The 19,388-nt window shown below is 72.4% G+C and carries 20 protein-coding genes; 11 read left to right on the top strand and 9 right to left on the bottom strand.

Annotated elements, in window-relative coordinates:
* The first annotated feature begins 50 nt into the window (after positions 1-50).
* The 6 genes from AC0I8G_RS01620 to AC0I8G_RS01595 all read left to right on the top strand — a co-directional run bounded on the left by AC0I8G_RS01620 (position 51) and on the right by AC0I8G_RS01595 (position 5,426).
* Positions 51-299, top strand: coding sequence for a helix-turn-helix domain-containing protein (locus tag AC0I8G_RS01620; protein WP_328292808.1), 249 nt, complete (start codon positions 51-53; stop codon positions 297-299).
* On the top strand, positions 296-1,534 hold the full coding sequence (locus AC0I8G_RS01615; RefSeq protein ID WP_471728397.1) for a type II toxin-antitoxin system HipA family toxin: 1,239 nt from the start codon (positions 296-298) through the stop codon (positions 1,532-1,534). The genes AC0I8G_RS01620 and AC0I8G_RS01615 overlap by 4 nt, the downstream gene beginning before the upstream one ends.
* A gap of 238 nt (positions 1,535-1,772) precedes the next feature.
* Positions 1,773-3,422: a metallophosphoesterase family protein gene (locus tag AC0I8G_RS01610; protein WP_471728396.1), complete on the top strand. Its 1,650-nt coding sequence runs from the start codon at positions 1,773-1,775 to the stop codon at positions 3,420-3,422.
* A 53-nt stretch (positions 3,423-3,475) separates the two neighbouring features.
* Complete coding sequence (locus AC0I8G_RS01605) at positions 3,476-3,703, top strand: hypothetical protein (protein WP_380260844.1); 228 nt, start codon at positions 3,476-3,478, stop codon at positions 3,701-3,703.
* A gap of 105 nt (positions 3,704-3,808) precedes the next feature.
* Entirely contained in the window at positions 3,809-4,429 is a 621-nt protein-coding gene (locus tag AC0I8G_RS01600; protein ID WP_328292804.1) for a DUF47 domain-containing protein, read from the top strand.
* A gap of 4 nt (positions 4,430-4,433) precedes the next feature.
* Complete coding sequence (locus AC0I8G_RS01595) at positions 4,434-5,426, top strand: inorganic phosphate transporter (protein ID WP_471728395.1); 993 nt, start codon at positions 4,434-4,436, stop codon at positions 5,424-5,426.
* A gap of 76 nt (positions 5,427-5,502) precedes the next feature.
* Here AC0I8G_RS01595 and pstB read toward each other — a convergent pair whose 3' ends face one another.
* From pstB to AC0I8G_RS01555, 8 genes are all read right to left on the bottom strand, one after another.
* Positions 5,503-6,279 (bottom strand): phosphate ABC transporter ATP-binding protein PstB, encoded by a 777-nt coding sequence (gene pstB, locus AC0I8G_RS01590; protein WP_380260846.1) that lies wholly within the window; start codon positions 6,277-6,279, stop codon positions 5,503-5,505.
* An 11-nt stretch (positions 6,280-6,290) separates the two neighbouring features.
* On the bottom strand, positions 6,291-7,202 hold the full coding sequence (gene pstA / locus AC0I8G_RS01585) for a phosphate ABC transporter permease PstA (RefSeq protein ID WP_471728394.1): 912 nt from the start codon (positions 7,200-7,202) through the stop codon (positions 6,291-6,293).
* Complete coding sequence (gene pstC / locus AC0I8G_RS01580; RefSeq protein WP_380260847.1) at positions 7,199-8,185, bottom strand: phosphate ABC transporter permease subunit PstC; 987 nt, start codon at positions 8,183-8,185, stop codon at positions 7,199-7,201. The genes pstA and pstC overlap by 4 nt, the downstream gene beginning before the upstream one ends.
* 115 nt (positions 8,186-8,300) lie before the next feature.
* Positions 8,301-9,422 (bottom strand): phosphate ABC transporter substrate-binding protein PstS, encoded by a 1,122-nt coding sequence (pstS, locus tag AC0I8G_RS01575; RefSeq protein ID WP_471728393.1) that lies wholly within the window; start codon positions 9,420-9,422, stop codon positions 8,301-8,303.
* Between the two features lie 265 nt (positions 9,423-9,687).
* Positions 9,688-10,659 (bottom strand): NUDIX hydrolase, encoded by a 972-nt coding sequence (locus tag AC0I8G_RS01570; RefSeq protein ID WP_471728392.1) that lies wholly within the window; start codon positions 10,657-10,659, stop codon positions 9,688-9,690.
* Entirely contained in the window at positions 10,656-12,821 is a 2,166-nt protein-coding gene (locus AC0I8G_RS01565; protein WP_471728391.1) for an RNA degradosome polyphosphate kinase, read from the bottom strand. Before AC0I8G_RS01565 ends, AC0I8G_RS01570 begins: the two co-directional genes overlap by 4 nt.
* Positions 12,822-12,906: 85 nt before the next feature.
* Positions 12,907-13,824, bottom strand: coding sequence for a mycothiol synthase (gene mshD, locus AC0I8G_RS01560; RefSeq protein ID WP_471728390.1), 918 nt, complete (start codon positions 13,822-13,824; stop codon positions 12,907-12,909).
* Positions 13,825-13,829: 5 nt separating this feature from the next.
* Positions 13,830-14,660 carry a winged helix-turn-helix transcriptional regulator gene (locus AC0I8G_RS01555; RefSeq protein WP_471728389.1) on the bottom strand — a complete coding sequence of 277 codons (831 nt, stop codon included), beginning with the start codon at positions 14,658-14,660 and terminating at the stop codon, positions 13,830-13,832.
* Positions 14,661-14,827: 167 nt separating this feature from the next.
* Between AC0I8G_RS01555 and AC0I8G_RS01550 the strand changes: the two genes are divergently transcribed.
* The 5 genes from AC0I8G_RS01550 (at position 14,828) to AC0I8G_RS01530 (ending at position 18,817) form a co-directional block, all read left to right on the top strand.
* Entirely contained in the window at positions 14,828-15,619 is a 792-nt protein-coding gene (locus tag AC0I8G_RS01550) for a hypothetical protein (protein ID WP_471728388.1), read from the top strand.
* Positions 15,620-16,020: 401 nt separating this feature from the next.
* The gene (locus tag AC0I8G_RS01545; protein ID WP_380260854.1) at positions 16,021-16,563 is read left to right on the top strand and encodes a heme-binding beta-barrel domain-containing protein; all 543 of its coding nucleotides are present in this window, start codon (positions 16,021-16,023) and stop codon (positions 16,561-16,563) included.
* Between the two features lie 27 nt (positions 16,564-16,590).
* Positions 16,591-17,013: a Fur family transcriptional regulator gene (locus tag AC0I8G_RS01540; RefSeq protein WP_471728387.1), complete on the top strand. Its 423-nt coding sequence runs from the start codon at positions 16,591-16,593 to the stop codon at positions 17,011-17,013.
* A gap of 10 nt (positions 17,014-17,023) precedes the next feature.
* Positions 17,024-18,106 carry a CAF17-like 4Fe-4S cluster assembly/insertion protein YgfZ gene (gene ygfZ, locus AC0I8G_RS01535; protein WP_471728386.1) on the top strand — a complete coding sequence of 361 codons (1,083 nt, stop codon included), beginning with the start codon at positions 17,024-17,026 and terminating at the stop codon, positions 18,104-18,106.
* A gap of 114 nt (positions 18,107-18,220) precedes the next feature.
* Positions 18,221-18,817, top strand: coding sequence for an RsiG family protein (locus AC0I8G_RS01530; RefSeq protein WP_380260857.1), 597 nt, complete (start codon positions 18,221-18,223; stop codon positions 18,815-18,817).
* 27 nt (positions 18,818-18,844) lie between these two features.
* On the opposite strand, the gene AC0I8G_RS01525 is transcribed toward AC0I8G_RS01530, so the two are convergent.
* Positions 18,845-19,357 (bottom strand): MarR family winged helix-turn-helix transcriptional regulator, encoded by a 513-nt coding sequence (locus AC0I8G_RS01525; RefSeq protein WP_471728385.1) that lies wholly within the window; start codon positions 19,355-19,357, stop codon positions 18,845-18,847.
* Between the last annotated feature and the right edge of the window lie 31 nt (positions 19,358-19,388).

The raw sequence follows: 19,388 nt of genomic DNA, 5'->3' as shown, positions 1-19,388 counted from the left end.
CCCTGGCGGATGACTGCGGATATCCACCAGTGTCATGAAGGGTCGTGCGCATGACCGACGCCGTGCCGTCCCCGGGGGCCGACGGGGTCACCTTCACCACGGGCGCCCAGGTGGGCCGGTGGTTGCGCGGGCTGCGTCTGCAGGCCGGGTTGACCCAGGACCAGCTCTCGGAGCGGACCGGTGTCTCCCAGCGCTACATCTCCGAACTCGAACGGGGTCGGACGAACGTGACGCTGTCCCGCCTGTTCCTCGTGGCCTCTGCCCTGGGCGCCTCCCTCAGCGGTCACGCGCCGCGGTGACGATCCTTGACGTCCGGTTGCACGGCGACCTCGTCGCCCGGGTCGACGACGCCGGCGCTCGACTGCGGCTCACCTGGTCGGCGGACCTCCTCGACCGTCGACCGCTCGGCGCACCCGTGCTCTCGGTCCGGCTCGACGCCCAACCGCCGACGGTGCACCCGCCCGCGGCTCTCGTCCGGGCCTGGCTCGGGGGTCTCCTCCCGGAGGTCGGGACGAGCTCCCGATCTCGGCTGGCCCGGCGCGCCGGTGCGAACAGCGCCGACGTCCTGGCCCTCCTGGCGAGCGCAGGCGGGGACGTTCCGGGAGCGGCCACCTTCACCCTCGCGGGGCACCCGCCGGGAGAGGGGCGTCTCGACCTCCTGCCGGACCCGGGGGCCGTCCGGGAACACCTGGAGCGCACCCGCAGCGACGACCACGTGGGGGTGGGTGACTCCTCCCTGCCCGGCGTCCAACCGAAGGCGGCGCTCACCCTGGTGGCCGGGCGCTGGTTCGTGCCCCGAGCCGGGGCGCCGAGCACCCACATCCTCAAACCCCAGCTGCCGGAGCGTCCCGCCCTCGTCCACGACGAGGCGCTCGGTTCCCTCGCGGCCCGGGCGGTCGGGCTCCGCTCGGCGGTCTCCCACGTGGAGCACTTCGACGGGTCGGCCGCGCTCGTCGTCCCCCGGTTCGACCGGTCGGTGGACGCAGCCGATCCCGGTGTCGTGACCCGGGTGCACCAGGAGGACACCGCCCAGGTGCTCGGCCTCAGCAGCGACGACATCGAGGCGAAGTTCGGGTGGCACCGGCCCGCGGCGAACCTCCGCTCCATCGGGTCGTCGCTCCTCGACAACGGTGGGGACGCGAGCGAGCTCCTGAGGCTGACCACGCTCAACGTCCTGCTCGGCAACACCGACGCGCACGCGAAGAACATCTCGCTCGTGCACTCCACCGACGGTCGGGTGGGGCTCGCGCCCAGCTACGACGTCTCCCCGCACGCCCAGTACGGGCGGACCCGCCTGGCGTTGAGCGTCAACGGCGAGTTCGAACTGCCCGCGGTCGGGCTGGAGGACCTCGTCGCCGAGGGTCGCTCCTGGCGGCTGACCGCGCGCACGGCGCGCTCGGTGGTGCACGACGTCCGGGAACGCCTCGACACGTGGGTGCGGGACCTCGTCGACGTGGACCCGCTCTCGGAACCGGCGATCGCGTGGGTGCGCACCTCGCTCGACGGCCGGCGGCCGACGGGAACGCACGCCTGACCGTCGCGGCCGCGCCCACGACCCCACCGTCTCGTCGTCGGTGCACGAGACCGCGGTCACCCTGCGTCAGCTCGGATCGCGGTGGCCGCCACGCCGGTCTGGACCCTGGGTCGCGGGCTCCCGGAGCAGCTGCGACGCAACGGCATCCGTCGCCCGCCCCGTCTCCCGGGGGTCCCGCCGGGGACCGGCCACGCTGCCGAGGCGGCGTGCACGCCGGCGCTGCGCGAAGATCGACGTGATGTCTCCCAGGATCCGCCGACCCCCGCGTCCCCTCGTCCCGCACCTGCCCGAGCGGTGGGGCGCGGCCTGGCGCGGCTTCTGGGCCCGTCGGGCACCTCGCTTCGCGCGCCGGCACGTCCTCCCCTGGTTCGGCATCCTCGTCGTCGCGGGCGTGGGGGCCGCGATCGGTTTCGCCCTCGCCCCCGGCTCCAGCACCTACGTCGGCCCGCTGCAGACCGAGGTCCGCGTGCGGCCCAGCCTCAGCCCGGGCGTCGAGGTCGACCTGCCGCCCGTCGGGAAGGTCACCTTCGACACCCACCGGGCGCCGATCATCGTCACCGCCAACATCGAGAGCGTCGACGTCGACGCCGCCGCCCGCCTCGTCCGCTCACCCCAGCAGCTGCTCGCGCTCGAGCTCACCGCCGCCGACACCGTGCGCTCCGCGGTGGTCCGGGCCGCCGCCTACAGCCTCGCCTGCGGGTTCGGGGGAGCGGTGCTGGCCGCCGTCGTGGTCTACCGCGGCCGACGTCGGACCCTGCAGACCGGCGCGGCCCTGCTCGTCGTCGTCGTCGCCGCCGGCGCGGGGACCGCCCTCACCTTCGACGCCGGAGCGTTGCGCCAGCCCCGGTTCACCGGTCTGCTCTCCCGCGCGCCCTACGTCGTCTCGAGCACGCAGAACGCCCTGGACCGCCTCGAGAGCTACCGCAGCGGTCTGTCCGACATCGTCCGCAGCGTCTCCACGCTCTACGCCGCGGCGGCCAACCTGCCGGTCCTCGGCGACGAGCAGAGCGGGTCCACGGGGCTGGGGGAGGACGTCACCACCGTCCTGCACATCTCCGACCTGCACCTCAACCCCCTCGGCTACGACCTCACCGACAACCTCGTGAAGCAGTTCGGGGTCGACGCCGTCGTCGACACCGGCGACACCACCACCTGGGGCACCGGGGCGGAGGCGAGCTTCCTGGGCCGCATCGGCGGCATCGGCGTCCCCTACGTCTGGGTGCGCGGCAACCACGACTCCACCGACACCCAGGCCCAGGTCGCCGCCCAGGGCGCGATCGTCCTCGACCAGGGCGCGACGACGGAGGTCGCCGGGCTGGTCCTCGCGGGCCAGGGGGACCCCGTCTTCACCCCCGACGGCGAGGGGGCGGCCGCCACCGGCAGCGCCGAGCAGGTCCAGGAGAGCGCCAACGAGACCCTCGCGGCGGGCATCGAGACCTGGGACGACGCCCACGCCGACGACCCCGTCGACATCGCCCTCGTCCACGACCCCAGCGGTCTGCAGCCGCTCTACGGCCGGGTCCCGCTCGTCCTCGCAGGACACCTGCACAAGCGGTCGGTGACGCTGGACTCCTCCGGCACCCGGATCATGGTCGAGGGGACCACCGGCGGGGCCGGGGTCACCTCCGCCGGCCTGAACCGCCTCGCCGACGGCGCGCCGCTGCCGCTGTCGGCCACGCTGCTCTACTTCGGCAGGACCGGGCCGGACGCGGGCAGGCTGCTCGCCTACGACGAGGTGACCGTCGGCGGGCTGGGCCTGGCCGAGGTCAACCTGCAGCGGACCGTGCTGAGCGACGAGGACCGCCCCGCCCTGAGCGTCCCGACCCCCACCGCCTCCGGCTCGTCCTCGTCCTCGGGCTCGGCGACGCCGTCGTCGTCGTCGGGGTGATGCTTCCCGACTGCCCCCCGTCGGGGTGCCAGTCGGCGTACGGTGGCCTCACCATGACGCACTCGCTCGATCCGCAGCCGGGTGACGACTTCGACTCGTCACCAGACCAGGTCCCCGGGGTTGGTCCTGGTGGCCCCAGCGCCCCCCTCGCCGACGTCGTGCTGGCCGAGGAGATCGAGCTCTACACCGACGTCGTCGTCGCCGCGTCCGAGAGCGACGGGCCGCTGCCCGAGGTCGAGCTGGACCGCGTCCTGGGTGTCGAGGGCGGCTCCGCCGGGTAGTGAGTGAGCGGGTGCTGTCGGCCCCCGCCACCCGCCTCGCCTAGAGTCGCGGATCGGGTCGGGAGACACCTCCCCCGACGAACCGAGCCTTCCCGGAGCATGGACGTGCGTTTCCGACTGACCCCCCAGGACAACTCGTTCTTCGAGCTGTTCGCCGGTACCGGCAAGATCCTCGTCGAGGCCACCACCGTCCTCACCGAGGCGATCGGCAGCGACCAGGCCCGTCGCGTCGAGCTCGGCGCCCTCATGGAGGAGATCGAGCACCGCGGCGACGAATCGGCCCACGCGGTCCTGCGGCGGGTGAACTCCTCGTTCGTCACCCCCTTCGACCGCGAGGACATCTACCAGCTGACCTCGCGCCTGGACGACTGCCTCGACCTCATGCAGGCCGCCGTCGACCTGATGGTGCTCTACAAGGTCGGCGAGATGCTCCCCGGCGTGAGCGAGATCGTCCAGGTCCTCACCCGCCAGGCCGAGCTGACCGCCGAGGCGATGCCCCGGCTGCGCTCGCTCTCGGACCTCTCCGACTACTGGGTCGAGATCAACCGCCTCGAGAACCAGGCGGACCAGATCCACCGCCGCCTCGTCGCGACGCTCTTCGACGGCGGCTACGACGCCATCGCGATCATGAAGCACAAGGAGATCATCGAGACGCTCGAGGAGGCCGCGGACGCGTTCGAGCACGTCGCGCACACGGTCGAGACGATCGCCGTCAAGGAATCCTGAACCGGTGGAGCTCGCCCTCGTCCTCGTCGTGATCGTCGTCGCCCTCAGCTTCGACTTCACCAACGGCTTCCACGACGCCGCCAACGCGATCGCGACGTCCGTCTCCACCCGGGCGCTCACCCCCCGCATCGCGCTGGGGATGGCCGCGGTCTTCAACCTCATCGGGGCCTTCCTGGGCACCGGCGTCGCCGAGACGATCGGCTCGAACATCGTGAAGGTGGACCTCGGCATCCACGGCATGACCGTGGTCCTGGCTGCCCTGCTCGGTGCCATCGCCTGGAACCTCATCACCTGGCGCCTCGGGCTGCCGTCCTCGAGCTCGCACGCCCTCATCGGTGCCCTCGCCGGGGCGGGGATCGCGTCCAGCTCGACCATCGAGTGGAGGGTCATCCTCGACAAGGTCGTCGTCCCGATGGTGGTCTCACCGCTGTCCGGGTTCGTCCTCGGCTACCTCGTCATGGTGGCGATCCTGTGGATCGTGCGGCACAAGGCGCCCGCCCCGACCCACCGGCGCTTCCGCATCGCCCAGACCGTCTCGGCTGCCGCCATGTCCCTCGGTCACGGGCTGCAGGACGCGCAGAAGACCATGGGCGTCATCGTCCTGGCCCTGGTCGCGGGCGGCTTCCACACCGGGACGAGCATCCCCGTCTGGGTGAAGCTCTGCGCGGCGCTCGCGATCAGCGCCGGCACCTACTCGGGCGGGTGGCGGATCATGCGGACGCTGGGGCGCCGGATCATCCACCTCGACCCCGCTCGCGGGTTCGCCGCCGAGGCGGTGTCGGCCGTGGTGCTCTACGTCGCGGCCCTGCAGTTCCACGCCCCCGTCTCCACCACCCACACCATCTCGTCCGCGATCATGGGCGTGGGGGCCACGAAGCGGCTCTCCGCCGTGCGCTGGGGCGTGGCGCGGTCGATGGTCGCCGCCTGGGTGCTGACCCTGCCGGCCGCCGGTCTCTTCGCCGCGGCCCTCTACTTCGTCCTGCACCTCTTCCTCTGACGACTTCTGGGGAGCTCTCCACCCTTCCCGACGGGCGGAAGGGTGGAGAACTCCCCAGAAGTTGGGTGGCGGGGGCTCAGCCGAAGCGGCCCGAGATGTAGTCCTCGGTCGCCTTCTGCGTCGGGTTGCTGAAGATCGTCGCGGTGTCGTCGATCTCGATCAGACGGCCGGGCTTGCCCGTGGCGGCGAGGTTGAAGAACGCCGTCTTGTCGCTGACGCGGGCCGCCTGCTGCATGTTGTGCGTGACGATGACGATGGTGAAGGAGCTCTTCAGCTCACCGATCAGGTCCTCGATGGCGAGCGTCGAGATCGGGTCGAGCGCGGAGCACGGCTCGTCCATCAGCAGCACCTGCGGCTTCACCGCGATGGCGCGGGCGATGCAGAGGCGCTGCTGCTGGCCACCGGAGAGGCCGGCGCCGGGCTTGTCGAGGCGGTCCTTGACCTCGTTCCACAGGTTCGCCCCGCGCAGCGAGGTCTCGACGGCCTCGGTGAGGACCTTCTTGCTGCGGACGCCGTTGAGGCGCATGCCGGCCGCGACGTTGTCGAAGATCGACATCGTCGGGAACGGGTTGGGACGCTGGAAGACCATGCCGACGGTGCGGCGGACGTTCACCGGGTCGATCTTGGAGCCGTAGAGGTCGTCGTCGTCGAGCATGACGCTGCCCTCGACGCGACCGCCGGGGATGACCTCGTGCATGCGGTTGAGCGTGCGGAGGAAGGTCGACTTCCCGCAGCCGGAGGGGCCGATGAAGGCCGTCACGGAGCGGGGCTCCACGGTCATCGAGACGTCCTCGACGGCCTTGAAGTTGCCGTAGTAGACGTTGAGGTCCTTGACGTCGATGCGCTTGGCCATGACGGGTTCTCCTACTTCTTGAGCGAGCTGAAGCGGGCGATGGCCCGACCGGCGATGTTGAGCACCAGCACGATGAGCACCAGTGTGAGGGCAGCCGCCCAGACCCGCTCCACCGCGGGAGCCAGCGCCTGCTGACGGTCGTTGTTGATCATGAGCGGGAGGGCCGCCATGTTGCCGCTGAAGAGGTTGGTGTTGATCGACTGCGAGTAGCCGACCAGGATCAGCAGCGGAGCGGTCTCACCCATGACGCGGGCCAGACCGAGCAGGACGCCGGTGAGGATCCCCGAGAAGGCCGTCGGCAGGACGATCCGCACGATGGTCTTCCACTTCGGCACACCCAGGGCGTAGGAGGCCTCGCGGAGCTCGTTGGGGACGAGCTTCAGCATCTCCTCGGTCGAGCGGACCACGACCGGAACCATGAGCAGCACCAGGGCCAGCGACACCGCGAAACCGGAGCGCGAGAAGCCCAGGGTGGTGATCCAGAAGGCGTAGATGAAGAGCGCCGCGACGATCGAGGGCAACCCCGAGAGGATGTCGACGGTGAAGCTCACGACGCGGGCGATGCGGCTCGCGCCGTACTCGACCAGCAGGATCGCGGCCATGATGCCGAGCGGCACGGCGATGACCGCCGTGGCCAGCGCTTCGAGCAGGGTGCCGACGATCGCGTGGTAGGCGCCACCACCGACGACGCGCGGGGTGATGCCGCGCTGGGAGTTGAGCCACCAGGAGGAGTCGGGCAGCAGCCCGGCGCCCTTCTGGATGACGGTCCAGAGGATCCAGACCAGTGGGATGACGGCGATGACGAAGGCCAGCACCATGACCGTCGTCGCCAGGGCGTTGCGGACCTTGCGCCCGGTCTGACCGCGGGAGTCCTCCAGCGCGGCCGGGAGCTCCTGGGCCGGGGCGGTGTCGACGGCGCTCATACGAAGGCCTTCCGGCGGTTGATGATCACGCGGGCGATGGCGTTGACCACGAAGGTCAGGATGAAGAGGACCAGGCCGGCGGCGATGTAGGCGCCCGTCGACTCGGGGTTGTTGAACTCCGCGGCGTTGTTGGCGATCTTCGAGGCGAAGGTCTCACCACCCTGGAGCCAGGAGCCGAAGAAGTCGGTACCGGGGGAGACGCTGGAGACGATGATCGTGATGGCGATCGTCTCGCCCAGCGCGCGGCCCAGACCCAGCATCGAGGCCGAGATGACACCGGCGCGGCCGAAGGGCAGCACGGAGGTCCGGATCATCTCCCACTTCGTGGCGCCGAGGGCGAGCGCGCCCTCCTTGTTCGCGGCCGGGGTCTGCGCGAACACCTCGCGGGACATCGCGGTGATGATCGGCAGGACCATGACGGCCAGGACGATGCCGGCGATGAAGACCGTGCCGGTGCTGACCGGTCCGCCGAAGAGCGGGAACCAGCCGAGGGCGTCGTTGAGGAAGGTCTGCAGACCCGTCACGTGCGGGGCGAAGATCTGGATGCCCCAGAGGCCGTAGACGATCGAAGGGATCGCGGCCAGCAGGTCGATGACGCTCGCCGCGGGGCGGGCCAGCCACTTCGGCGCGTACTGGGTCAGGAAGAGCGCGTTCGCGACACCCAGCGGGACGGCGATGATCATCGCGATGACGGAGATCGAGACCGTCGTCCAGAGGATCTGCAGGATGCCGAAGCGCAGGTTCCCCGCCTCGGCCGACCACTCGGTGGAGGTCAGGAAGTTGACCTTGTCGTCCAGCACGGACGGGACGGCGCTGATGGCCAGGAAGATCCCGGTGAAGGCGACGATGGCGATGACGATGATGCCGGCCAGACCGGCTCCGCCGCCGAAGAGGGTGTCACCGAGGCGTCGCCGGCCCCGAGCTGCGTCACCCGAGGGGCCTGGGCCCTGCTCGACGGCCGAACGGCCGGTGATCGAGGACATCGTGCTCCTGCACTGTGCGAAGGGGATGTGTCGTGAGGATCGGTGGTGCGAGTCGGTCGTACGGGCGGGGGCGGACACCGTTCGTGCTGGTGTCCGCCCCCGTTCGATCAGCAGGTCAGGCGATGGCCGCGATCGCGGTGCGGACCTTGGCGGAGACCTCGGCCGGGAGCGGCGCGTAGCCGATGTCGGCGAGGCCGGCCTGGGTGTCGTCCTCGGCGTAGTACGTGAGGAAGGACTTCAGCAGAGCGGTCTTGTCCGCGGTCAGACCCTTGGAGCAGACGATCTCGTAGGTGACGAGGACGATCGGGTACGCGCCGGCTTCCTTGGTCGCGTAGTCGATCTTCAGCGACAGGTCGTTGCCGGTGCCGACCTGGGTGGCGGTGGCGACGGTCTTGCCGGCCGATTCGCCGGACAGCTCGACGGCGCCCGAGCCGTTGTCGATCTGGGCGACGGAGAGCTTGTTGTCCTGCGCGAAGGACCACTCGACGTAGGTGATGGCACCGGGGGCGCCGGCGACGGCCTGCGCGACACCGGCGGAGCCCTCGCGGCCCTCGCCCTTGCCGGACCACTCCTGGTTGCCCTCCGCGGTCCACGCGTCGGGGGCGGCGGCGTGCAGGTACTTGGTGAAGTTCTCGGTGGTGCCCGAGGTGCCGGTGCGGAAGAACACGCTGATGGCGGTGCTCGGCAGGGTGGCCTTCGGGTTCAGCGCGGCGATGGCCGGGTCGTTCCAGGTGGTGATGGCGCCGGAGAAGATCTTGGCGGACACCTCGGCGTTGAGGACCAGGTCCTTGACGCCCTCGACGTTGTAGGCGATCGCGATGGGGCCGGCGACCATGGGCAGGTCCCACGCCGGGTTGTTCTGGCAGCGCGCGGTGGCCGCGGTCTGCTCCTCGGGCTTGAGGGCGGCGTCGGAACCGGCCCAGTCGACCTGGCCGGAGGTGAACTGCTTGCGGCCGGCGCCGGAACCGGTCGCGTTGTAGTTGATGGTCGCGTCGGTGCACTGCGACTGGTAGCCGGCCTGGATGACCTGGTCGATGGCGTTCTTCTGCGCGCTCGAACCCTCACCGTTCAGGGTGCCGGGCTTGCAGTCGATGGCGGCGGCGGAGGCCGACGAAGAGCTGGCGCCGGCTGCCGGCGAGCCGGTGTTGGTGGTGTTGTCGTCGGAGCCGCATCCGGCGAGGGCGAGAACACCAACAGCAGCGATGCCGAAGAGGCGGGAGGTCTTCCAGAACGTCACAGTCCGGTCCCTTTCGAGGATCGTCACGGCCGGTACCCCCGGCCACGGTTGACCGTGGCGGATCGCGCCCCGGTTCGTTCCGGACGGTAGGCAGGGCAGGTGACGGGGTTGCTCGGTGCAGGTGAACGGACGGTGAACCGCACCCGTCCGGTCGCCGGACGATCTTCGACGGACGGGCGTCCGGCCGGTGAACCGCCCCGAACGGGGGGAGACCGTTGCTGCAGGTCACAGCCCCGTCACGGGGTTGCCGGCCGGTCCGCCCCGTTCAGACCCCGTGACGCTCGACGGCGACCACCCGGGCGGTCGAACCGCGCTGGACCAGGTGGGCGATCACGACGTCACCCTTGCCCAGCCGCTCCTCGACCCGCTCCCGCAGAGCGGGGTCCCCGGCGTGCTCGCCGACGACCGACTGCAGCGTCGGCAGGACCGGCCCGTGCGAGCAGAGCGCGACCCCGGAACCCTCGGCGAGGAGTTCGCCGACGAGCTTCCGCGCGCCCTCCGGGTCGAGGTCGTGACCGTCCTCGGTGATCGCGTCCTCCTCGGTGAGGGGGAGGCCGAGCAGTTCCGCCGACGGCAGCAGGGTCTGCACGCAGCGGGCCCACGGCGAGGTGACGAGGTGGCGCAGGTCGAAGCAGGCGAGCAGCGGGGCGAGGTCACGGGACTGGGCGTGCCCGCGGTCCAGCAACGGGCGTTCGTCCTCGGAGCCGTCCCAGTCGGTGCGCTTCACCGCCCGCGCGTGCCGGACCACGGCGAGCGGCCACGTGGGCGTGGGGAGGGCGTCCCCGGGCAGGGCCACGTCGAGGAGCTCCACGTCGGCGGGGTAGCTCAGCAGGTCCCGCGCCCGGGCCGGGGAGACCCAGGCGGAGTCGTCGATCTCGTCGGGGTCGGCGGCCTCGACCACGGCCGGGTCGGCCGGCGCCGCGGGGCGGGCCAGCCAGTAGCGGACCCGCTTGCGCAGGCCCCCGGCGACCTCGTAGCGCTGCTCGGGCAACGGGATCCCGAGGTGCACCCGCACGCCGCTCTCCTCGGCGGTCTCGCGGACCGCCGCGACGGCGGGGTGCTCACCGGGCTCGAGCTTGCCCTTGGGCCAGGACCAGTCGGCCGCGCGGACGGCCGTGGTCGGACGGTGCACCAGCAGCACCTCGACGCCCTGCTCCCCGGTGCGCACGACGACGCACCCCGCGGCCTCGACGTCCACCTGCGGGTCGCGTTCGGAGGCCGCGGTCGGCGGGGTCACCGTCGGCGGCGGGTGCTCGGACGCCGACCCGGGCGGGTGGCGATGATGTGTTCCTGCAGGTCCGTGAGCGGGTTGCCGTCGGCGTCGCGGTGGTGACGCGTCCACGTCCCGTCCGGACCGAGGTGCCAGGAACTCGTCGTGTCGGCCATGCACTCGTCCAGCAGTTGCGAGACCTCCCGCACGTGGCGCGGGTCGCTCAGGCGCACGACGGCCTCGACGCGGCGGTCCAGGTTGCGGTGCATCATGTCCGCGCTCCCGATCATCGCCACCGGGTCGCCGCCGGAGGCGAACCAGAAGATCCGGCTGTGCTCGAGGAAGCGCCCCAGGATGCTGCGGACCCGGATGTTCTCGCTGAGGCCGGGCACCCCCGGTCTGAGGGCGCAGATCCCGCGGACGCTGACGTCGACGGGGACCCCGGCGTTCGAGGCCCGGTAGAGGGCGTCGATGATCCCCTCGTCGACGATCGAGTTCACCTTGATCCGGACGCCTGCGGGCTGACCCTGGCGGTGGTTCTCGATCTCGCGGTCGACGCGGTCGACCAGGCCGGTGCGCAGCGAGCGCGGCGCGACGAGCAGGCGCTTGTAGGCCGTCTTCGGGGCGTAGCCGGAGAGCTGGTTGAACAACCGGGTCAGGTCCTCGCCGACCTGCGCGTCGTCGGTGAGCAGACCCATGTCCTCGTACATCCGCGCGGTCTTGGGGTTGTAGTTCCCCGTCCCGATGTGGCAGTAGCGACGCAACCCGCCCTGTTCCTGGCGCACCACGAGGCTGAGCTTGGCGTGGGTCTTCAGCCCGACGAGGCCGTAGACGACGTGCACCCCCGCCTGTTCGAGCTTGCGGGCCCAGGTGATGTTCGCCTGCTCGTCGAAGCGGGCCTTGATCTCGACCAGCGCGAGGACCTGCTTGCCCGCCTCGGCGGCGTCGATGAGGGCGTCGACGATGGGGGAGTCGCCCGAGGTGCGGTACAGCGTCTGCTTGATGGCCAGGACCTTCGGGTCGGCCGCAGCCTGTTCGAGGAACGCCTGGACGCTGGTGGAGAACGAGTCGTAGGGGTGGTGCAGCAGGACGTCGCGGTTGCGGATCGCCGCGAACACGTCGGAGGGTTTCGCCGTCTCGGCACCGTCGGTGAGGTCGCGGTGGGTGCGGGCCACGAACTTCGGGAACTTCAGCTCCGGGCGGTCGATGTCGGCGATGTCGCCGAGCCCGCGCAGGTCGAGGGGTTCCGGGAGTTCGTAGACCTCTTGCTCGGTGACGCCGAGTTCGCGCACCAGCAGTTCGCGGACCTTCTGGTCGATGTCGGAGGCGACCTCGAGGCGGACGGCGGGCCCGAACCGGCGGCGCAGGAGCTCCTTCTCCAGGGCCTGCAGCAGGTTCTCCGCGTCGTCCTCCTCGACCTCGAGGTCCTCGTTGCGGGTGACCCGGAAGGTGTGGTGCTGCACGACCTCCATGCCGGGGAACAACTGGTCGAGGTGGACGCCGACGACGTCCTCGAGCGGGACGAACCGCGCCGCGCGCGGGTCCTCGCCCTCGGCCGGTTCCACCGCGACGAACCGCGGCAGCAGCGGCGGCACCTTCACCCGGGCGAAGTGCTCCTTGTCCGTCGTCGGGTTGCGCACGACGACGGCGAGGTTCAGGGAGAGACCCGAGATGTAGGGGAAGGGGTGGGCCGGGTCGACGGCCAGCGGGGTCAGGACCGGGAACACCATGTCCCGGAAGAACCCGTGCAGGCGCACCTGCTCACCGGGGGCGAGTTCGTCCCAGCGCACGATCGTGATGCCGGCCTCGGCCAGCGCCGGACGCACCGAGCCGAGGAACGCGGCGGCGTGCCGTTCGGTGAGTTCGTGGGCGCGCACGGCGATCGCGTCGAGGACCTCGCGCGGTTCGAGGCCGCTGGCGGCGGTGACGGCCAGCCCGGTGGCGATGCGGCGCTTCAGGCCCGCGACGCGGACCATGAAGAACTCGTCGAGGTTGTTCGCGAAGATGGAGAGGAAGCGGGCCCGCTCCAGCAGGTGGACGTCGGGGTCCTCGGCCATCTGCAGGACGCGTTCGTTGAAGGCCAGCCAGGAGACCTCGCGGTCGGCGAAGCGGTCCTCGGGCAGCTCGGCGGGCTCCTCGACCGGACTCACGGCAGGCAGGGGAGCGGAAGCGCGTGTCGTGGCGGTCATGTGGGTCAGTCTGCCACCGGTGCCGGTACCCACCGGTGTGCCCGGCGGCGGGGAGGTGGCGCTCAGCCCAACAGCGGGTGAACGCTCACGTGCGGGGCGAGGCGTACTGCACGTCGATCGAGGCGCGGAGGAAGCCGAGACCGGTGTAGAGCCGGACGGCGGGGACGTTGTCCCCGTCGACGTAGAGGTCGACGCTCCGCGCACGGCCGGCGACCGCGGCGAGACCCCGGACGAGCAGCGCCTTGCCCAGTCCGGCCCCGGCGCGACCCGGCGCGACCCCGAGGACGTAGAGCTCGGCGAGGTCGTCCTCGACCTTCATCCAGCAGAACGCCGCCAGGCCCCCCGGGGTGTCGGCCAGCAGCAGCAGCGAGGCGTCGAACCACGGCTCGGCGAGCCGGGAGCGCAGGTCCTCGACGCTCCAGCGGCCCTGCTCCGGGTGGGTGGCGAAGGCCTCGGCGTTGAGCGCGACCCAGGCCTCGTCGTCGGCGCCGGGGACGAAGGCGCGCACGCTCACGTCGGCGGGCAGGGCGGGGACGGGCAGCTCGGCCAACCCGGCGCCCGGCCGTTCCAGCCGCAGCAGTTCCCGGACGCGCGACCAGCCGGTCCGCGCGGCAAGCGCTGCCGCACCCGGGGTGTCGCCGTGCGACCAGAGCCGGACGTCGGCTCCGGCGGCGCGGGCGCTCACCTCCCGCAGCAGGGCCGCGCCGTGACCCCGGCGCCGGTGCGCCGGGTCGACGAGGAGTTCGCCCTCGAGGCCCGACCCCGCACCGACGAGCTGGGCGTAGCCGACGAGGGCGCCGTCGGCGTGCCGCAGGAGGTGGCGCACGGAGCCGTCCTCGGCCCGCAGGCGCAGGACGGCGTCCTCGGACAGCGAGGTCGCGTCGTCCGCCTGCGAGGCCGCGACGCCCAGGGCGAGGACGGCCTGCCGGTCGCGTTCGGGCAGGGCGGACGTGGTCGTCGTCGTGGTGCTGGTGCCGGTCGTGCCGCTGGGCGGGGTGCTCACGGTGCTCAGCGGCGCGGGAAGCCGGTGCGGGGCAGCTCGGCACCCGGCGCCACCGGCGCGTCGAGGCCGGCCTCGGGGCGCGGGACGGCGGGGAGGTCCCCGTCCAGGTCCTCGGCGATCTCGTCCTCGAGCCCGAGGTCGTCGTCGAGGCCGCGACCGGAGGAGACGAAGCGGTAGCCGACGTTGCGGACCGTGCCGATCGCGTTCTCGTGCTCCGCGCCGAGCTTGGCGCGCAGTCGCCGGACGTGGACGTCGACGGTGCGGGTGCCGCCGAAGTAGTCGTAGCCCCACACCTCCTGCAGCAGCTGGGCGCGGGTGAAGACGCGTCCCGGGTGCTGCGCGAGGTGCTTGAGGAGTTCGAACTCCTTGTAGGTCAGATCGAGCTGGCGGCCGCGGACGCGGGCGGAGTAGGCGGCCTCGTCGATGACGACGTCCCCGGCGCGGATCTCGTTCGGGGTGCCGCCCTCGGGGTCCTCGGCCGGTCGCCGCACGCGGCCCGCGGCGAGGCGCAGGCGGGCGTCCAGCTCCGCCGGGCCGCAGGTGTCGAGCAGGATGTCGTCGGCACCCCAGTCGGCGGCGACCGCGGCCATCCCGCCCTCGGTGACGACGAGCAGCAACGGCTGCGAGAGACCGGTCGTGCGCAGGAGCCGGCACAGGGAACGGGCGGCGGCGAGTTCGCGACGACCGTCGACGAGCACGGCGTCCGACGTCGGTTCGTCGACGAGGACGGAGGCTTCCGCCGGCAGGACGCGGACGCTGTGCGGCAGCAGTCCGAGGGCGGGGAGGACCTCCGTCGAAGGGGCGAGCGCGTTGGTGAGCACGAGGATCTGGGCCACTCGGCGTCCTGCCCTCCGTCTCCAGTCAGGAACCGCGGGTAGCGCGTCGCCGCACGGGCGGGCGCATCCCACGAGGTGTGCAGGATAACGGGGCGAAGCCTACGCGTGTCGCCGAAGCGACGGAGAGCGCCCCCGCCGCGGTGGTGCGCCTCTGCGAGGATCACCCGGTGAGTTCCTCGGCGACCGCGACGACCACCCTCGCTCTGGCGGGTCTGGTGGGTCTCGCCTCCTTCGGGCCGACGTGGGTCCTGGGGCTCGCCGTGCTGTTCGTGGGCGCGTTCGTCGCGGTCGGCTGGCCGGACCTGCTGGACCTGCCGACGCGGCGTGGGAGCACCGCCGTCGTGGTGGTCGCGGCGCTCGTCGCGGTGGTCGTGGCCGCCGCCGCCGTCCTCGACGCGCGGGACCTGGGCACGCAGGTCGCGGGGGTCCTCGGGCAGCTGCCCGTGGTGGCCGCGCTGGCGCTGCTGCTGGCCTTCGTGCACCAGCTGCTGCGCCGCGACGGGCGTCCGCGACTCGTGGAGTCGGTCACCGCGGTGGTGGCCGGACAGGCCGTCGTCGTGCTCGCCGCGGCGTGGGTGGCCGTCCCCACGACCTACGCCGGCGCCCAGCTCGCCCCCGTCGTCCTCGCGGCCGTCGTCGCCACCAGTGCGGTGTCGGCCACCACGTGGCCGCTGCGCGTCGTCGGGCCGGTGAACCTGCTGGTGGGCGCCGCGACCGGCTACCTCGCCGGTGCGGTGACGGTCCTGCTGGGCGGTCGCGGGGTCGTGAGCGAGCTCCGCTGGGCCGTCGCCGGGATCGTCGCCGGCCTCGGGGTCGGCCTGCTCGTCTCGGCCTGGCGCGCCCTCACCACCCGCCTCCCCGGCGTCCACTCCCTCCCCGCCGCCCTCGCCGTCGCCGCCGTCCCCGTCGCCGCCTCCGGCGCCGCCGCCTACCTCGTCGGCCGCCTCGTCCTGCTCTGACCCGCCCCTGCTGAGGACCACTGCCGCGTCCAGCCCACCCGCGCCCTGCGCACCCGGACGGTCGACGCGCGGGGGCCACGCCCGAGGTGATGCTGAAGGGTGCTGCTGAGGTGGGGTCACCGGATGTCCGAAGTGAGCGCCTCCACGCCCCCGTGACGTGCGCGGCCCCTCGCGCGAACGGAGTATCCGGAGACCCCACCTCAGCAGCACCCGGCACGCGACCCAGCCCGAGAGCGTGACCCCCCACACGTCGACCGTCCAGGCACGCAGGGCGCAGGTAGGCTCGACCCGTGCATGGTCTCGAAGTCTTCTTCCTCGTCCTGCTGATCGTCGTCTCGATCGTGATCATGTGGTTCGCCGGGTACGTGGTGTACCGCCTCTTCCAGGGTCAGCGCTGACCCGTGGTCCTTCCCCTGCGCACCGACACCCCGCTCGCCCTCGTCCCGCTCTCCTGGCTGCTCGGCCGCTGGGAGGGGGCCGGTGTCCTCGGCCACCCGGCCGTCGGTGAGGCCGACACCCGCTTCGGGCAGGTCGTCGAGTTCGGCCACGACGGTCGCGACTTCCTGACCTACTCCTCGACGACGTGGGCCCTGGACGAGGAGGGGAACACCACCGAACCCCTCGACGTGGAGACGGGCTACTGGCGCCCGCAGGCCGTCGACCTGGACAGCCCCGCGCCGGCCGAGGGGCCGCGTCCCGTGGAGCTCGAGGTGCTGCTGGCGCACCCGACCGGCGTCGTCGAGGTGCTCGTCGGCACCGCGCGCGGTCCGCGCATCGACCTCTCCACCGACGTGGTGGCACGCACGACGACGGCGCACGAGTACACCGCGGGCAGGCGCATGTACGGGATGGTCGAGGGCGACCTGCTGTGGGCGCTGGACGTCACGCTCGAGGGGCACCCGATGCGCAGCTACGCCTCGGCCCGGCTCAAGCGCGTCTCCTGAGCCGGACGGGTCCCCGGTGAGCCACGGGTGAGCGCCGACCTGGGGTCCGCGCTGCACGCTCGCGGGCTGCGGCTCACCCCGCAGCGCCGTCGGGTCCTGGACGCCGTCCGGGCCCTGGGGCACGCGGGGGCCGACGACGTCGCGGAACACCTGGCCCGCGAACCGGGTTCGTCACTGGTGGACCCGTCGACCGTCTACCGGGCGCTCGCGGTCCTCGAGGAGGTCGGGCTGCTGGCCCGCACCCAGTTGGACCGCAGGGGTCCCTCGTTCCACGCCGTGGAGCACGGTGGGCACCTGCACCTGGTCTGCGAGGGGTGTGGGCAGGTGAGTGAGGCTCCCTCGGTGCTCGCCGCGTCCCTGGCCGCGGACATCCTGTCCCGCAACGACTTCGCCGTCGACACCGGTCACCTCGCCCTCCGCGGGCGGTGCGCCGCGTGTCGCGAGCAGTAGGAGGAACCCCGTGAGCGCAGTCACGCAGGCGCGCCGGTCGCCGCTGTTGGACACCCCCGGGGCGGTCGCCGCGGAGGGGCCCGACGCCGGTGTCGCCTGGCACTACGGCGACCCGCACGGCGAGCAGCGGGCCCTGGTGCGCGGGGAGGCCGTGGCCGACCTCTCCCACCGCGGGGTCCTGCGGTTGTCGGGGCCGGACCGGTTGAGCTGGCTGCACTCCATCACCACCCAGGCGCTGACGGGGTTGGCCCCGGGGGTCTCGACGGAGACGCTCGTCCTGAGCCCGCAGGGCCGCATCGAGCACTCGCTGCACCTCGTCGACGACGGCGAGGCCCTCTGGATCACCGTGGAGCCGGGTCAGGTCGACGCGCTGCGGACGTGGCTGGAGCGGATGCGCTTCATGCTGCGGGTCGAGATCGCCGACGTCAGCGCGGACGTCGCCGTGCTCGGCGAGCCGAGCCGGGACGCGGACTCCCCGCTCGGCACGGTGTGGGTCGACCCGTGGCCCGGTGCGACCCCCGCCAACGAGGGCGGCAGCGCGGACACGGCGAGCTACTCCGCGGTCTCCACGCTCGAGCACCCCGGCGCTGAGCGTCCCTGGCGCGAGGTCCTCGTGCCGCGGGCGGACCTGCTCGCCGCGGTCGGGGGTCGACGGCTCGCCGGGACCTGGGCGAGCGAGGCGTTGCGCGTGGAGGCGTGGCGTCCGCGGTTGGGTCTGGACACCGACGAGCGCTCCCTCCCGCACGAGCTGGACTGGTTGCGCACGGCGGTCCACCTGCACAAGGGCTGCTACCGCGGGCAGGAGACCGTCGCGAAGGTCCACAACCTGGGCCGGCCGCCGCGCCGGTTGGCCCTGCTGCACCTGGACGGTTCCTCCCACGACCTGCCGGCCCACGGCGACGACGTGGTGCTGGGGGAGAAGAAGGTCGGGGTCGTCACGACGGCCGCCCGCCACCACGAGCTGGGTCCGGTGGCGCTGGCGGTGCTGAAGCGTTCGCTGCCCGTCGACGCCGAGCTGTTCGCCGTGGCCGGGTCCGCGAAGGGTGAGAGCCGTCCGCTGGCTGCGGCCCAGGAGGTCGTCGTCGCGCCCTGAGGCGCCTTCCCCTCCCGCTCCCGCGCCCGGTGGGTCATACTCGGGTTCAGCACGCTCTGTGGTGCAGGTGTTGCGCAGGGTGTTGAAGCGGTTCCGATCGAGGGGGAGACGGTCATGACGGGGGACAACGTCAGCGGGTACCAGGCGGGGGGCCGACGGGCCCTGGACCGGGTGCTCGCGCCCGACTTCCTCGACGACCTGCAGGGGATGGACCTGCCGACGCTGCGCGAACACCGCACCGTCGCGGAGCAGGAGGAGGCCGACCTCTCCTACGCACGACGTCTGCTGCAGGGGCGCCTGGACCTGCTCGGGGCCGAGGAGGCCCGCCGGGTCGGTGCCGACGGTGCCCCCGCGGCGGTCACCCGCGTCCGCACCGACGCCGAGCTCGTCGCCTCGTTGACCGACGTGCTGGCCGACCCGCGACGCACCGACCACGGCATGGGTCGCTACACCTCCGTCGAGCCGAGCCGGGTGGGGGAGCACCGTCGTCGCGCGGAGCTCGCCGTCGCCGACCCGACGATGTCGAACCTCACCGCCATGGACGACGACCAGCTCGCCGCGGCGCGCGGGCGGCTCGAGGACCTCGAGCAGGAACTGTCGGCCGACCGCCACCGCGTGCAGGTCGCCATGGACGCGTGCACCGAGGAGATCACCCGCCGCTACCGCGACGGCGTGGTCACCATCGACGACGCCCTGCGCGCGACGCGCTGAACGGGGCGTCGCCTGGCGCTTCGCCGCTCAGAAGCCGTTGCTACGCAGCAGGATGCGCAGCCCGGACGCGAGGTCCCGCTGCCGGTCCTCGTCGAGGTCGGCGGCGAACCGGTGCTCGGCGGCGAGGACCTGCGGCAGCAGGCGGTCGATGAGCTCGGCCCCCGCGGGGGTCAGGGACAGCCGGGTCACCCGGCCGTCGCGCTCGTCCGGGGTCCGTTGCAGGTAACCGACGCCCGTCAGGTGGTCGAGACGCTTGGTCGTCGCCGCCCCCGAGGACAGGGTCGCGGCGGCGATGCCGGTGGGGGTCAGCGGGACGCGTCCGCGGCGCACGGCGCTCAGCACGTCGAACTCGGGGCGGGTCAGGCCCTCGGCCCGCACGGTCGGTTCGGTGGCGCGGGCCAGGGCCGCCGCGACCATGCGCAGCCGTCCGGAGACGTCCATCGGGGTGGTGTCGAGGTCGGGGTGGACCCGGGCCCACTCCTGTCGGGCCACATCGATGGCGTCGATGGCGTCGGTCGGCTCGTCCCGGCGGGTGCTCACGGGGACAGCGTAGTCCCAACTGCTTCGTGAG

It is taken from the genome of Kineococcus sp. AC630, from assembly GCF_979255925.1.
This window is presented reverse-complemented; position numbering and strand designations above follow the sequence as displayed.

Excerpts from the sequence above, each read along its gene's own strand:
- AC0I8G_RS01620 (WP_328292808.1), top strand. The coding sequence starts at position 51 with ATGACCGACGCCGTGCCGTCCCCGGGGGCCGACGGGGTCACCTTCACC.
- AC0I8G_RS01610 (WP_471728396.1), top strand. The coding sequence starts at position 1,773 with ATGTCTCCCAGGATCCGCCGACCCCCGCGTCCCCTCGTCCCGCACCTG.
- AC0I8G_RS01605 (WP_380260844.1), top strand. The coding sequence starts at position 3,476 with ATGACGCACTCGCTCGATCCGCAGCCGGGTGACGACTTCGACTCGTCA.
- pstB (WP_380260846.1), bottom strand. The coding sequence starts at position 6,279 with ATGGCCAAGCGCATCGACGTCAAGGACCTCAACGTCTACTACGGCAAC.
- pstA (WP_471728394.1), bottom strand. The coding sequence starts at position 7,202 with ATGAGCGCCGTCGACACCGCCCCGGCCCAGGAGCTCCCGGCCGCGCTG.
- pstC (WP_380260847.1), bottom strand. The coding sequence starts at position 8,185 with ATGTCCTCGATCACCGGCCGTTCGGCCGTCGAGCAGGGCCCAGGCCCC.
- AC0I8G_RS01565 (WP_471728391.1), bottom strand. The coding sequence starts at position 12,821 with ATGACCGCCACGACACGCGCTTCCGCTCCCCTGCCTGCCGTGAGTCCG.
- AC0I8G_RS01530 (WP_380260857.1), top strand. The coding sequence starts at position 18,221 with ATGACGGGGGACAACGTCAGCGGGTACCAGGCGGGGGGCCGACGGGCC.